The 14,038-nt window shown below is 62.9% G+C and carries 15 protein-coding genes; 7 read left to right on the top strand and 8 right to left on the bottom strand.

Annotated features, from left to right (window positions below; genetic code table 11):
* Positions 1–168 precede the first annotated feature (168 nt).
* From ACQ4N9_RS21905 to ACQ4N9_RS21885, 5 genes are all read right to left on the bottom strand, one after another.
* A complete protein-coding gene (locus ACQ4N9_RS21905; protein WP_390967497.1) occupies positions 169–885 on the bottom strand; it encodes a DUF4225 domain-containing protein in 717 nt (238 codons plus the stop codon).
* Positions 882–1,367, bottom strand: coding sequence for an Hcp family type VI secretion system effector (locus ACQ4N9_RS21900; protein WP_390967496.1), 486 nt, complete (start codon positions 1,365–1,367; stop codon positions 882–884). Before ACQ4N9_RS21900 ends, ACQ4N9_RS21905 begins: the two co-directional genes overlap by 4 nt.
* Before the next feature lie 196 nt (positions 1,368–1,563).
* On the bottom strand, positions 1,564–2,628 hold the full coding sequence (locus ACQ4N9_RS21895; RefSeq protein WP_390967495.1) for a YkvI family membrane protein: 1,065 nt from the start codon (positions 2,626–2,628) through the stop codon (positions 1,564–1,566).
* 55 nt (positions 2,629–2,683) lie between these two features.
* The gene (locus ACQ4N9_RS21890; protein WP_110994383.1) at positions 2,684–3,055 is read right to left on the bottom strand and encodes a RidA family protein; all 372 of its coding nucleotides are present in this window, start codon (positions 3,053–3,055) and stop codon (positions 2,684–2,686) included.
* Complete coding sequence (locus ACQ4N9_RS21885; RefSeq protein ID WP_390967494.1) at positions 3,045–4,205, bottom strand: NAD(P)/FAD-dependent oxidoreductase; 1,161 nt, start codon at positions 4,203–4,205, stop codon at positions 3,045–3,047. The genes ACQ4N9_RS21890 and ACQ4N9_RS21885 overlap by 11 nt, the downstream gene beginning before the upstream one ends.
* 113 nt (positions 4,206–4,318) lie before the next feature.
* On the opposite strand from ACQ4N9_RS21885, the gene ACQ4N9_RS21880 reads away from it, so the two are divergent.
* Both ACQ4N9_RS21880 and ACQ4N9_RS21875 read left to right on the top strand, forming a co-directional pair.
* Positions 4,319–4,921, top strand: a complete 603-nt coding sequence (locus tag ACQ4N9_RS21880; protein ID WP_390967493.1) for a helix-turn-helix domain-containing protein — start codon at positions 4,319–4,321, stop codon at positions 4,919–4,921.
* 282 nt (positions 4,922–5,203) lie between these two features.
* Positions 5,204–5,989: a sulfite exporter TauE/SafE family protein gene (locus tag ACQ4N9_RS21875; RefSeq protein WP_316905614.1), complete on the top strand. Its 786-nt coding sequence runs from the start codon at positions 5,204–5,206 to the stop codon at positions 5,987–5,989.
* Between the two features lie 19 nt (positions 5,990–6,008).
* Here ACQ4N9_RS21875 and ACQ4N9_RS21870 read toward each other — a convergent pair whose 3' ends face one another.
* Entirely contained in the window at positions 6,009–7,040 is a 1,032-nt protein-coding gene (locus ACQ4N9_RS21870; RefSeq protein WP_390967492.1) for a DUF1176 domain-containing protein, read from the bottom strand.
* A 170-nt stretch (positions 7,041–7,210) separates the two neighbouring features.
* Here ACQ4N9_RS21870 and ACQ4N9_RS21865 point away from each other — a divergent pair, with 170 nt between their 5' ends.
* Both ACQ4N9_RS21865 and ACQ4N9_RS21860 read left to right on the top strand, forming a co-directional pair.
* Positions 7,211–7,792, top strand: coding sequence for a biliverdin-producing heme oxygenase (locus ACQ4N9_RS21865; RefSeq protein ID WP_390967491.1), 582 nt, complete (start codon positions 7,211–7,213; stop codon positions 7,790–7,792).
* Between the two features lie 58 nt (positions 7,793–7,850).
* A complete protein-coding gene (locus ACQ4N9_RS21860) occupies positions 7,851–8,300 on the top strand; it encodes a GNAT family N-acetyltransferase (RefSeq protein WP_390967490.1) in 450 nt (149 codons plus the stop codon).
* Positions 8,301–8,336: 36 nt separating this feature from the next.
* Here ACQ4N9_RS21860 and ACQ4N9_RS21855 read toward each other — a convergent pair whose 3' ends face one another.
* On the bottom strand, positions 8,337–8,636 hold the full coding sequence (locus ACQ4N9_RS21855) for a hypothetical protein (RefSeq protein WP_390967489.1): 300 nt from the start codon (positions 8,634–8,636) through the stop codon (positions 8,337–8,339).
* Between the two features lie 598 nt (positions 8,637–9,234).
* Here ACQ4N9_RS21855 and ACQ4N9_RS21850 point away from each other — a divergent pair.
* The 3 genes from ACQ4N9_RS21850 to ACQ4N9_RS21840 all read left to right on the top strand — a co-directional run bounded on the left by ACQ4N9_RS21850 (position 9,235) and on the right by ACQ4N9_RS21840 (position 12,074).
* Positions 9,235–9,519 (top strand): hypothetical protein, encoded by a 285-nt coding sequence (locus tag ACQ4N9_RS21850; protein WP_390967488.1) that lies wholly within the window; start codon positions 9,235–9,237, stop codon positions 9,517–9,519.
* Positions 9,520–9,522: 3 nt separating this feature from the next.
* On the top strand, positions 9,523–9,969 hold the full coding sequence (locus ACQ4N9_RS21845; RefSeq protein WP_390967487.1) for a hypothetical protein: 447 nt from the start codon (positions 9,523–9,525) through the stop codon (positions 9,967–9,969).
* 164 nt (positions 9,970–10,133) lie between these two features.
* A complete protein-coding gene (locus ACQ4N9_RS21840) occupies positions 10,134–12,074 on the top strand; it encodes a methyl-accepting chemotaxis protein (RefSeq protein WP_390967486.1) in 1,941 nt (646 codons plus the stop codon).
* A 65-nt stretch (positions 12,075–12,139) separates the two neighbouring features.
* Here ACQ4N9_RS21840 and ACQ4N9_RS21835 read toward each other — a convergent pair whose 3' ends face one another.
* Complete coding sequence (locus ACQ4N9_RS21835; RefSeq protein WP_390967485.1) at positions 12,140–13,957, bottom strand: ABC transporter ATP-binding protein/permease; 1,818 nt, start codon at positions 13,955–13,957, stop codon at positions 12,140–12,142.
* Between the last annotated feature and the right edge of the window lie 81 nt (positions 13,958–14,038).

The following is a 14,038-nucleotide window of genomic DNA, read 5'->3' as shown; positions in this document are numbered from 1 at the left end:
AATAATCAATCAAGCCCGAACCGCCAATCAGCCTCAAATAAATAACCATCATCACAATGCTGAATAGCGTCATTATTATTGCCAACACCCTCCTACGGAGTACAAGCCTGGCAAAACAAATGGTCAACAAGGCATCAAGCCCCACAAACAAAAGCAACCCTGTCATATTCACTTATTGTACTCTTTGTACAGATCAATTGCAGTGGGTGTATTGACTGCAGCCTCAGCCCCCAATGCTGCCTTGCTCATCTGTTTAATCGCAAGCTCCTTGTCAACACGATAGTATTTGTATAGCCGCCATGCATCGGGCTTAAGTACAGGCCTAAACAACGTACCTATCGACAATGATAAATCAGCAACCAGATAAGCTACCCTCCCCTCACGCTCTGTAAAACCTAATTTTTTCGAAGCCTCTTGATAAGCCTTCTTGACAGGCCCTTGAACATCGTCACGCCCCTCGTACAGCCCCCTGAGATTCTCATACACATTATTTGTTCCATGTGCGATTAAAGGTCCGCCTGCTACAGCGCAGAGCGTCCCAAATGAGCCGTAGCAAAAGCCACCTCCTGCTACTATCTGTCCCATACCACCGACGAGACCAACTGACTGCGTGATAATTCTCTCTCGCTGAAGTTTAATATTGTTTTTCTCAGCATTCAGTGCAGCAAGTGCCTGCTCTGGGTCCATTTGGCGCTCATATACATCGTTTACCACCCGCCGCGCGTAATAAGCCAACTCCCGATTAAACTGCATCCGCAACCGCCGATCGCTCAGGTGTTTAGCGCTGACCCCACAGCCATAGCTGATCAACCGAGACGCCGCCGCATTCACCTCCCAATACGCCTCATCCAGCCGCTCACCATATTCTTCGTCACGCTGGCTCATAGCTGCTCACCCCAGCTGGCGTACCCGGTGGTACCGGCGGCGTGATGAATCCAACTGATGGTCCGATAGCTGATCAGCAGCCGCTCCTCGGCGTCCTGATCGGTCAAGAGCACCGCATGGGGCACATCCATTTCCTGGCTGACGATCACCGTACCCTCCAGCCTCACCGAGAAGTACTTCTCCCGATGGCCTGCCGGGTGAATGCGGTACAGCTGGATATCGCAGTCGAGCACTTCCCGGCTGTCCACGGCCTGGGACAGCAAGGGCGTGGACTTGTCGATGAGCTTAATGACCATAACGGGCTGGTGGGTGCCGCGCTGGGTGTTGTCCGGGTTGGAAATGCCGTGGCTGAACGACATCACCGTGATCTCGTCCTGGTGCGCGACCTGGCACTTGTTGCCGATGGACGCCTGGGTATTGCAGCCTGAAGAAATCAAACCTTGCCGCTTGCCGGTAATACTCATGTATCCGTTGAAAGCCATGGGCTGCACTCCTTGTTGAAAAAGGATCGCAGCCTACGAAAACACTCAGGACGTGTATGCCGGGCGCCTCTGAATTATTCGGCCTTCGCGGAACGCTCTGTTTATTGAGCCTGATTGCTACGGGTGATTGACCATGGCCGAACAAGTTTGCGCATCTGATGTGATGCTTATCGCGGGCTTGCCCCGCGATGGCCCTTCACGCCACCGCCGCGCTCCTGCTCTTGCCGCGTTTCACCCACCCCACCAGTACCGCCGCCATCAGCACCAACCCCAGGTAGCCGAACAGCGGATACACCTGCCCCACCAGGCTGATGAAGCCCACCAGGCTGCAGACGAACCCCACCACACCCGCGACCACCGCCCCACCGCGGAACTTCGCCGTGCCCGCCGGCAGCAGCCGCGAGAGGAACGAGAACAAGGTGCCCACCGCCGTGTTGACGATCATCCCGAAGATGATCAGGCACATCACCAGCCCCAGCAGCGGTGACAGCTCGTTGGCGATCGACAGCATCGGCATGGGCAGTTCGGCGACACTGTCCAGGCGCGACAGCATGCCGGCGCTCATCACCAGCATCAGCCCGCCCAGGGCTGCGCCGCCGAGCAGGCCGCCCACCACCGCGCTGCGGCGGCTGCTCGCCGAACCACCGAGGATCGCCAGGATGGGCGCACCGGCAACGATGTTGTAGGACACATACAGGAACGCCCCCAGCAGCCAATGGCTGGCACCGGCCTGCTGCTGGCTGGCCAGTTGGTCGAGGGCGGCAAAGCTCTGGTCGCGAGTAAACACTGCGTACAGTGCGATGGCCGAGGCCACCAGGATCAGCAAGGGGGTGATCGCGCCAATGGCGACCATCACCTTCTGCACATCCAGGCAGACGATGGCCACCACCAGCACCGTGACCAGCACGCTGCCCGCCAGGGCCGGCACGCCGAACTGCTGCTCCAGCAACGCCCCGCCCCCGGCGAGCATGACCACCGTTACGCCGAACATGAAGAAGGTGATCATCCAGTCGACCAGCAGGCCCAGGTGTCGACCGCAAATGGCCTGGATCACCTGCTTGTGCGACGTCGCCTGCAGGCGGTTGCCCAGCCCTGCCAGGGCCATGCCGAGGAAGGTGAACAGGGCGGCACTGACCAGTGCCCCGACCATGCCCCAGATGCCGAAATCGACGAAGAACAACAGCAGTTCCCGCCCGGACGCAAAGCCCGCCCCCACGATCACGCCGACGAAAGCGCCAGCGATTTTCAGCTGCTCTTGCATGTGCACCTCTGGTTTTTATTGTTGTGTGTTCGTGAGGCCGCGAATCGACGTGGCCCTACCCGACGTATGCCTGCACCTCGATTTCCACATCCACCCCCAGCGCCAACGCCGAAGCCACGGTGGAACGCACTGGCAGCGCCGCGCCGAAGAACTCCTTGTACACCTCGTTGAAACCGGCGAAATGGCCCATGTCCGACAGCCATACGGTGGCCTTCACCACTTGGTCGAGCCGTGCACCGCAGGCCGCCAGGCTTTCCTGAATACGCTCACAGGCGGCGCGGGTCTGGGCCTGGATATCGCCCTTCACCACCTCGCCGGCGGGGCTCATCGGGATCTGCCCGGAAAGGAACAGGAAACCACCCGCTTTTACCGCGCGGGAAAACGGAAACGGCAGGCTGCTGGGAAAACGCTGGATGTCATTGCTCATGGCAATCTCCTTTGATGGTTGAGTTGAAACGTGCCGGGGACAGCCGCGCAGGCTCGACCCCTTGCTGGGTGAGACTTGAACACAAGGGCAGGCCCTGCAGCAGGTCCGCCGCCAATCGCGAGGCCCCGGCGGCGGACTGGATACCGTAGCCGCCCTGGGCGGCCAGCCAGAAGAACGCCGGCTGCTGCGGATCGAAGCCGATCACCAGGTCGCCGTCGGCGACGAACGAGCGCAAGCCTGCCCAGCTGTGGCTGGGCCGACGGATCTCGAGGGTGGTGATGGCTTCGATGTTGAAGATGCCCAGGGCCAGGTCGAGTTCTTCGGGCGCGGCGTCCTGGGGCTCGACCGGGTCGGCGTTGGCCGGTGACCCCAACAGTTGGCCGGCATCGGGCTTGAAATAGAAGCTTTCATCGACACCGATTACTGCAGGCCAGCGGGCGAAATCGTGCTGCGCCGGGCCCGGGAAGGTGAACGCGCTGCGTCGGCAAGGCTGCAGGCCGATGGTATCGACCCCGCACTGCTCGGCCACGCGGTCGGCCCAGGCGCCGGCGGCGTTGACCAGTTGCCGTGTCTGCAGCTGGCTGCCATCGCCCAGTTCGACCTGCCAGAGGCCGCTCACATACTGGGCCCGAACCAGTTCGGCGTTGCAGCGCAACTCACCACCGGCCTGGCGGAACCCGCGCAGGAAGCCTTGGTGCAGGGCGTGCACGTCGAGGTCCATGGCACCGGTTTCATGCACCGCCCCGGCCAGCAGTTCGCCGCGCAAGCTGGGCACCAAGGCCACCGCCGTGTCGGCATCGAGCAGGCTGACGGCGGTGCCGTTGGCCAGGTTCTGGGCGTAGGTGGCGTCGAGCAGGTCGCGCTGCTCGTGGCTGGCGACGTAAAGGCAGCCACGCGGCTCCAGCAATCCATGCTCGCAGAAGCCAGCCGGCGGCTGCTCGTAGAACGCCCGGCTGGCGCGGGTCAGGGCCTGGATCTGCGGGGTGCCGTAGGCCTCCATGAACATGGCCGCCGAACGCCCGGTGGCGTGGTAACCCGGCTGCGCCTCGCGCTCGAGCATCAGCACCCGCTGCTGCCCGGCCAGGCGGTAACCCAGTGAGGCACCGGCAATACCGGCACCGATGATCAGGGTGTCATGGATCTGTGTCATCTACGCTCCCACCGCGCGAATTATCATTTGTGAGAATTCTAATATATGAGAATTTAGGATTGCGCAAGCGTCCAAGGTAAGATGCACGGCCCACCGTCTGTTCGAGAGCCCTGATGCCTGACGCCACAACTGCCCGCCCCCCGCTTGACCGCGACGAAGTCGGCGCGCGCCTGCGCCAGGTGCGCAAGGCACGGCAGATGACGCTCAAGCAGCTGTCCGAACTCAGCGGGGTGCCGGTGTCGACACTGTCGAAGATGGAGTTGGCGCAGGTGTCGGTGAGCTACGAGAAACTGGCCGCCGCCGCACGCGCCCTGAACCTCGACATCGCCCAGCTGTTTCGTGCCAGCGGCCCGGCGAGCGCACCACAGCCCGCCACCGTGGTGGTCGATTCACTGGCCGAAGTGGCTGGTTATTCCACCGGCACCTATGACTACTACCCGATTGCCGGTGCCTTCCCGGAACGGCGCATGACCCCGGCCTATGCCCGCATCATTGCCCGAGAACGCGGGCAGTTCGACGATTTTATCCGTCACCCGGGGCAGGAGTTCGCCATGGTGCTCAGCGGGCGCGTGCGTATCGAGTTCGAGACCGGCGAGGCAGTGAGCATCGGCCCGCAGCAAACCGCCTACTTCGACAGCCAGGTGGGGCATATCTACCTGTCGGAAAGCGAGGATGGCGGGGATGCGCAGGTGATGGTGGTGATGACGGATCGTTAACCGGTACTCAGCTGAAGATCCTGTGGGAGCGGGTTCACCCGCGAAGCGGCCAACACGTTGCATGGCACCGGCTGCGCCGGTGTTCGCGGGTCAAGCCCGCTCCCACAGGGATCGCGCATGGCTTGAGGTCGATGCGGTCGAGGTGGGGCCAGTGCAGGCGACACAGGACAGTTGCCTCACAAACGCGGTTATAACCTAATAACGAACAAGTCTATTTGGCTATAAAAAAATCTATATGCTGGCTTCCATCCGATCACGGGCAAGCTGGGCGTCGAGTAGCGTATGGATGTAGGTTCTTTCGGTTTCACCATTGCGGGACTGGTTGTGGGCTTCATCGTCGGCATGACCGGCGTTGGCGGCGGCTCGTTGATGACCCCGATCCTGCTGTGGTTCGGCATCAACCCGGCCACCGCCGTGGGTACCGACCTGCTGTATGCCGCCATCACCAAGGCCAGCGGCGTCTGGGTGCACGGGCGCAACAAGAACATCGACTGGAAGATCACCGGCTGGCTGAGCCTGGGCAGCGTGCCTGCCGCAGCGCTTACCCTGTGGTTCCTCAGCACCCTGCACACCGACACCTCGGCGCTCAATGCCGTGATCAAGCAAGGCCTGGCCGTGGTGCTGATCCTCACTGCCCTGGCGATCCTGTTCAAGTCGCGCCTGCAGGCCTTTGCCAGCAAGCATGCCGGTGACCACTACCACCTCAGCGACCGCACCCTCAATATCCTCACCGTCGTGACCGGCGTAATCCTCGGCGTGATGGTCACCCTGACCTCGATCGGCGCCGGCGCGCTGGGCACCGTGGCCCTGTTCCTGCTGTATCCGTTCCTGGTCACCCGCCGCCTGGTGGGCACCGAGATCGCCCACGCCGTGCCGCTGACCCTGGTCGCCGGCCTCGGCCATGCCAGCATGGGCAACATGGACTGGTCGCTGCTGGGCTACCTGCTGCTGGGCTCGCTGCCGGGCATCTACCTGGGCAGCCACCTCACCGGGCGCATCTCGGACCGCGTGCTGCGCCCGTGCCTGGCGGCCATGCTGCTGCTCATCGGCTACAAACTAGCGTTTTGAGCCCGCTCGCGGGCCGGTCCTAGTCCTGGATGCGCCATAGCACCGGCCAATGATCGGCATACACATCGACACAGCGGTCCATTCTCGCCAGGCTGGTCAGACGCATGCGCTGACCGTCGTACCGCCAGTGTTCCTGCACACCGCAGGCACCGGGGTAGTCATCCTTGGCGTAGCTGTATAGATCGCCTTTCTGCGCCCAGAAGCTGATGTGGTCGCGCATCTGCGTGTTGAGCACCGGGCTTGCCGGGGTCTCGAAGGGCAACGGGCCCAGTGTGTAAGGCGCGCTGCGCGACACGCGGTACAACGCATACAGGCAATGGAAGTCGTTGCAGTTGTAGCTCAGCAGTGCCAGCGCATGCTGGTCGTCCAGGGCATGAAGTTCGAGTTGCGGCGCAACATCGAACTCATTCTTCAGCTGATCTTCGGCAGCGGCCCTGGCCATCACCACCGCGGACATACCGGCCCGCTCGGGTTCGGTCAATGGCGAAGGCGCCACGAAAGCCGGCGCCTTTTGCTGGACCGGCACCGGTAATTGGTCATCGGCCACGGTATTGCCCGGCCGAACCAGTGCACTGGGGTGGCCGACTCGCCCCTGCACCGAATCGATCAACAGCAAGGCGGCGCTCAGGCCATTCAGCGAGCTTTTGCGTTCCTGGTGCGGGGTGTCGTCCACCAGCGTCTGGCCGTTGCGCATTTGCCGCAGCACCGCGTACGCATCGCTGCCATCGACCTGCAGCATCGTCTCGACCTCGCGCGTGATGCGCCACGGCGCCATCAGCACCTGGCCATCGAGCAAGGGTTCGCCAGCCCAGTCGGTGCTGCCGATCAGGGTCAGGTGCAACGCCCCCTCGGCCCCCGCCTCGCGCTGCACCAGGATCGAGATACGCATGCCTTGAACAGGGTCGGCCAGTGTCGCCGTGCAGTAGCGGGTATTGTCGCAGCCCACCACCCAGTCCTTGATTTCGCGGTACAGCGGTACCTGCTCGGGTGCCGCTGTCACCATGCCTGGCAACAGTGCCAGGGCCAGCCAGTTCCATCTTCCTGCGCGCATCGTGCCGCATTCCTGTTTTGCCTGTAAGAACGCCCCACTCCCGAGGCGGCGACATCATTGCAGATGTGCTGCGCAGTTCAAGTGCACTGTACGAAGAATCGGCAGTGGCAGGCACGCGAAGTGTTCTGTCAGTATCTGCCGCAAGCCCCCTCCCTTTGCCGGAGCACCTCATGTCCGACACCGCCAGCCCGCTCCTACTCGCCCTGCGCGAAGGCACCCGCCATTGTCACAAGGGGCTGGAGGCGCGCATGCCATTCTTCAGCGAGAGCTTCGACCTCGCCGCATATCGCCACCTACTCGCTGCCTATCACGGTTTTCATGCACCGCTTGAAGCAAGACTGAGCGATTACCAGGGGGCCGAGCGCAACAAGGCGCCGGCGCTGGTGCGCGACCTGCTCGCCCTCGGGCTTGGCGCGGACGCCATCGACGCGTTGCCCCTGTGCGGCGACCTGCCGGCGATCAGCGACGAAGCCTGCGCCCTGGGCGTGATGTACGTGCTGGAGGGCTCCACCCTTGGCGGCCAGGTGCTCAAGCGGGCCATGGCCGAACGCCTGGGCATCGACACTGAAGGCGGCGCTGCGTTCCTGGATGTGTATGGTCCGCTGACCGGCGCCCACTGGCGTGGCTTCCTCGCCCGCCTGGCCGGCGCCGCGCCCTGCCCCGACACCCAGGCCCGTTCGGTGCGGGCCGCCGTCGAAACCTTCGAAGGCTTCGAACGCTGGCTGGATCAACGAGGCGTGCTGCTGCGGTAACGACAGCGACTGGCGTTACCCGTGCGCGCAAACCCTCTAGAGATAAGGAAACCTCAACATGCATGTCATCGCTTGTGACCTTCAGCACCTGGACGCAGCCGCGCAGCTGTTCAACCAGTACCGCCAGTTCTACCAGGAAGCCGACGACCTCCCCGCCGCGCAGGCCTTCCTGGAGGCCAACCTGCGGACCGGTGCTTCGCGCATCTACCTGCTGCTGGACGACAACCATGAAGCCGTCGCTTTTGCCCAGCTGTATCCGGCGACCTGCTCGCTGGCGATGAAGCGTTTCTACTGGCTGTACGACCTGTTCGTTGCGCCTCACGCCCGTCGTGGAGGGCATGCCCGCTACCTGATGAACCAGCTCATCGACATCTTCCGCAGCGAAGGGGCGCAGCGTCTGAGCCTGGATACGGCCCGCAGCAACCTTGCGGCGCAGGCGCTCTACGAATCGTTGGGCTATCAGGCGGAGCGTGAGTTCGTGACTTATCACAAGCGGCTCGATCAATGATGCCAGCCCCCAAGGGCTGGCCACTGGCAAGCGGGTTCAGCCCCGTTCCATGCCGTCCAGCACCGCCGATGACAGTGCCAGGCTTTTCTCGATCGAGTTCTCGGTAGCCGTCAGCAGACTGCGCAGCGGCTCGTCGGCCTTCTCCAGGGCGAGGGCGTTGGTCTCATAGGCAGCCCGCAAGGCCGCCACGGCGCAGACCAGCGCGTCCTCGCCATCGATGCCGGCGCGAACCGAGAACATCGGGGGATGGGCGTCGTGGCAGGTGCCGAAGTGGGCGTGGGCCGTGGTTGGGCGCGGGGGAATGGGCCGGGAGGTTCCGGCTGGGGCGTGGTTCATCGGTGAACCTCCCGGAGCCAGGTGCGGGGTGGATCGGGCACGATTTTCAGCATGGTTCAGCACTCCTGTACCGTCATGGGAAAACTGCCCTCATCCGCCTGCACTCGAATGGGTGGCAGCTATACGCAGGTGTGCAAGACCGAGGATACAGGAACCCGGCGGGCCCGAAGGCCCCCCACGCATAGCCGCCATAGGGGCACCTCAACGGCGGTTCTCCGTCAAAGTTCCAAGGCGCTTTCGCGCTGTATCCTCGGGCTTGCACACCCGGTCGTTGAAGTGACAACGACCCGGCGAGACTAAGGAGCTCGGCTGACGAGAACAACCGCCGAAAGGCCGCAAAATCATGCTTGGGAAATGCCCTACGCGAAATAAGGAAAGTCCTAAGAATTCTCCGTAAAACCAGGCACTTGCGTAGTCATCATGATTTCATTCGATGGAACATGCACTTACAGCTTGCCGCTTGCTCCTGCCTGTATATCGCCCTAGCGTGCAGTCTCTTCCCTTCACAGCGCTGCGTGCTCCCATGTGCCAGAATCCCTCTCTACAGCCAGTCTGCGTCCCCCTCTTGGCCCCGAGGCATCCAACCAGAGCGACCATCATGATTGAGTTCGATCACGCCATCGGCATTGCCGCCGAAAACCTGCACAAGCTGGTCGCCAGCACCAGCCATGTGCAACTCGAAGAAGCGTTGCTCTCCCCCGACGAGAGCACTTACCACATCACCTACAGCTACCAGCTCGACACAGCCCCCCTCAACGTCGACGCCGACAGCACTTCACCCCTGCGCCAGCTGGCGAAGATCATGGGCACCCGCCGCGAGCACAAGGAGTTTCTCATCGATGCGGCCAGCGGCAAGTTCAAGGGTTTCAGGAACAAGGAGTGATGAATGGCCAGGAAGCTGATCATCGACACCAACCTGCTCCTGCTGCTGGTAATCGGCAGCCTGGAAGGTGGCAGGTTCATCCGGGTGTCAAAACGCCTGAAGAAGTTCGCTGACGCGGACTACCAGAAGGTCCTGGCGATCATCGCCGAGCACGACGAAGTTCACATCACCCCTTACATCGCCACCGAAATCTCCAACCTGATCGACCTCACCGGCCCCGCCTACCATTCGGCCCTCGCCGTCGCCGGCCAGCTGTTCGCGGTGTTCCGCCAAGTCGAATCGGACATCCATACCGACAGCTGTGGCGAGCACTTCCTGCGCTTCGGTATCACCGACAACTCACTCATCCACCTGGCATCCGACTATTGCATCCTGACCGATGATCACCGGATGCTCGGCCCGCTGTTCGCCAGCCAACCCGCCAACGTCATCCCCTACACCCTCGCCTGACCCCCGCCCTGACCCAAAAATCAAAACAATTACTTGATTTTTTGTACACGGATATATCGCCAAAGGTTTATATTCCGACCCACCTGAACAGCAAAGATAGCAAGTGGCCATCAGTCGGATACAACGGCCATGTGCACCTTCACTCTCACGGATGGGCGTCACGCATGAAGATAAAGAACAAGCTGGTCCTGGCCTTCGTACTGGTGGCTTTCATCCCGGTGGCGCTGGTCGGCGGCATTTCGGTGCTGAACATCCGCAGTGAAGCGGTGGAGCAGTTTCTCGATGGCAGTACCCGGGAAATCCGCCAGATCGACGGCAACATGCGGCAATTTTTCGACGGCACCCTGCAGAATGTCGATCAAATGGCCAAGGATCCTGTATACACCTCGGCCCCTTCGCTCAAGAACTACACCGCCGCAGATGCGGCCAGCCAGCCCCTGCCGCCGGCCGCGCAGCAGGTCATCGACGCCTTCGCCCGCTATGGCACCACCCACCCAGCGGCGGCGATCCTGTCCATCGGCCTGGAAGACGGCAGCTACGCCAAGTGGCCGGACGACCCGCAACTGGCCAAGTACGACCCACGCACCCGCCCCTGGTACAAGGCCGCCATGGCCAGCCCGGACAAGACCGTGCGCACCGCCGCCTACTACTACGACAAGGACGATGTGGCCCTGGTCGGCACCGCCCGGGCGCTGCTCGACGATAGCGGCAAGGCCAAGGGGGTATTCGTGGTCAGCGTCTCACTGAAAAACCTCACCGAGCTGGTCAAGAGCATCAAGCTCGGCGACAGCGGCTACGTAATGCTGATCGAGGACGGCACGGTGCTGGTCGACCCGCGCGATGCCTCGCACAGCTTCAAACAGCTCAAGGACCTCGGCGCGCCCTACGCACAGCTGGCCGCCACCGCACAGGGCTCGACCGAGGTGGTGATCGATGGCGTGCGCTACATGGCCAACGTATGGACCTCCCCGGGCCTTGGCTGGCGCTTCATCGGCTTGATCGAATACGACGAAGTCATGGCCGCGGCCACGCGCATGACCTACGTCACCGCCGTCATCGTGGTGCTGCTGGCGCTGGTGTTCGCCCTGGTGGCCGCGGCCTTCTCGCGGGTGATCGTCAAGCCCATCGGCCAGGTCAGCCTGGGCCTGCAGTCGATCGCCGAAGGCGAAGGCGACCTGCGCCGCGACTTGCAGATCCAGGGCAAGGACGAAACCGCCGAACTGGCCGGATGGTTCAACAAGTTCCTGGCCGCCATCCGCCAGCTGATCCAGCGCATCGGCGCCGCTTCGAACAACCTGCAGCAGGCCTCGAAGGCCAACAGCACCATGGCCGACGACATGAACGAAGCCGCCGGGCGCCAGCGCGAGGCCGTGGAGCTGGTGTCCACTGCGTTCAACGAGATGGTCGCCACCGCCAACGAAGTGGCACGCTCATGCAGCAGCGCCGCCGATGCCGCCGAACAAGGCCATCGGCGAGTAGCCGAGGGCAAGCAGCAGATCGAGCAGACCACCGATAACGTCAACCGCCTTGGGCGCCGCCTGAGCGAATCGTCCCAGGCCATGGTCGAACTGGAAGCCGGTAGCCGCAGCATCAACCAGATCCTCGGCACCATCCGCGCCATCGCCGAACAGACCAACCTGCTGGCCCTGAACGCCGCCATCGAAGCGGCACGGGCCGGTGACCAGGGCCGCGGTTTCGCCGTGGTCGCCGATGAAGTGCGGGCACTGGCCAAGCGCACCGCCGACTCCACCGGCGAGATCGACCAGTTGCTCAATACCCTCGGCGACAAGACCCAGGAGGTTTCGCAGAAGATGGAGAGCTGCCTGGACCTGTCGCGCGCCAGCGTGTCGTCGATCGAACATGCGCGGGATAGCTTCGAAGGCATCCAGCTGTCGGTGAACGAGATCCGCGACCAGAACCTGCAGATTTCCGCCGCCGCCGAGGAACAACACAGCGTGGCCGAAGAGATCAACCGGCACATCCAGCAGATCTACGACGAAGCACGGCTGGTGGAAGGGCTGGCCAGCTCGGCGCAGTCGGACTCCGGGCGGCTGGCGCAGCTGTCGGATGAGCTGAACGGTCTGGTGGGGCGGTTCAAGTCGTAAGGCATCGTGGGAGCAGTCGTGCAGCACACGTGGGAGCCGGTCTGTAGGCGTTGAGGGCCGCGGATCTAAGCCGGCTCCTCGACCACCGGCTGCTGCTCGAACAACGACCACCCACCCTGCCCGTCCACTTCCAGCCGGTGGGTATGGAACGCCGCCAGGGTACTGCGGTGCCCGACGCTGACCAGCAAGGTCTCTGGCATCTCGCTGCGCAGCAACGCATACAACCCATGCTCCAGCCCCTCGTCCATCGCCGAGGTCGACTCGTCGAGGAACACCACCTGGGGCTGGTTGAACAGCACCCGGGCGAACGCCAGGCGTTGCTGCTCGCCCACCGAAAGAATCCGTGACCAGTCGCACTGCACGTCGAGGCGTTCGGCCAGGTGGGCCAGGTTGACCTGGCGCAGCGCCTGCTGCATACGCGCATCGTCCTCGGGCCTGCCGTCAGCCGGATAAGCGATGGCCGTGCGCAGATCGCCCAAGGGCAGGTACGGGCGCTGGGAAAGAAACAGCGCCTGGTGCCCCAGTGGCCGCCTGACCTCGCCTTCGGCATAGGGCCACAGCCCGGCCAGGGCGCGCAGCAAGGTGGTTTTGCCACTGCCCGAAGGCCCTTTGATCAGCAGCGCCTGGCCGGCCTGCAGGTGCAGGTCTAGGTTGGCGATCAGGGCATGGCCGTCCGGGCGCAGCACCTGCAGCCCGGAGATGGCCAATGCTTTGGGCAAGCCGTCGGTGTCGACCTTGGGCAAGGCACTGGCCTGCTGGTTGGCATCGAGGAAGCCGGTCAGACGGTCGAGGGTGGCGCGGTAGCTGGCGAAGGTGTCGTAGGACTCGCGGAAGAACGACAGCGAATCCTGCACCTGGCCGAAGGCCTGGGCAGTCTGCATCACGTCGCCCAGCTTGATCGCGCCGCTGAAGAAGCGCGGCGCCTGGAGGATGAACGGGAAGACCACCGCGACCTGGCTGATGCCCAGGTTGAAACCGCTGAATTTCAGGTTCCGGAACACCAGCGCCCAAGCGTTGCCGATCAAGGCGAAGAAGCGGCCGAGCAACGTGCCGCGCTCAACCTGCGCGCCTTGGTAGAAGGCAATGTTCTCGGCGTTTTCACGCAGGCGCATCAGCGCGTAACGGAAGTTGGCGGTGAGCTTTTCGTTGAGGAAGTTCAGGCGGATCAGCGGCTGCCCAAGGCGGAAGGCGATCCAGGTTGCGATCAGCACATACACATACACGGCGAACACCATCGCCCGTGGCACTTCGACCCCCGCCACCGCCAGCGGCGCCGACAGCCCCCAGAGAATCCCGGTGAAGGCCACCAGTGAGACCACTGCGCTGACCGCGCCAAGCGCCAGCGACACGGAGCCGGTGACGAAGGCGTTCACATCCAGCTCGATACGCTGGTCGGGGTTGTCTACCGGTTCGGCGAGGAACTGCCCACGGTAATAGGCATCGCCGTGCATCCAGTCGGCGCTCAGGCGCTCGGTGAGCCAGACCCGCCAATGGATGTTGAACGCCTGGGTGACGTAGAAGGCGAACAGCGAACGCAGCACATGAATGGCGGCAAGCACCGCGAACACCCCCAGCATGTACCAGAACGCTGCCTGGTCCAGGGCCTGCAACGCGCTGTAGAAGCCGTTGTACCAGAACGAGAACAGCACGTTCAGGCGTACCGAGAACAGGGTCAGCACCAGCAGCAGGGCAAATGCCAGCAACGGCCGCCAGCTGCGTTGAATGCTGAAGTAGGGCCCGGCGAGCTGCCAGAACTGGCGGCCCCAGCGGGTGTAGCGCACGGCCAGCGTGGCGGCGGCGGTGAAGCAGACGAGGGTGATGCCAGTGGCAATTGCCAGCCAGCTCAGGCTGTCTTGCAGGGCCTGGTGCCAGTTCATGTCCATGGTGGGTTTCCGTGACAGTGTTTTCGCGAGCGTAGCATTGGCTTGCGAATAGCCTCACGTATATGACGGACATTTCATTTT

This window comes from Pseudomonas sp. ES1, assembly GCF_050586605.1.
GTDB classification, from domain to species: domain Bacteria; phylum Pseudomonadota; class Gammaproteobacteria; order Pseudomonadales; family Pseudomonadaceae; genus Aquipseudomonas; species Aquipseudomonas sichuanensis.
This window is presented reverse-complemented; position numbering and strand designations above follow the sequence as displayed.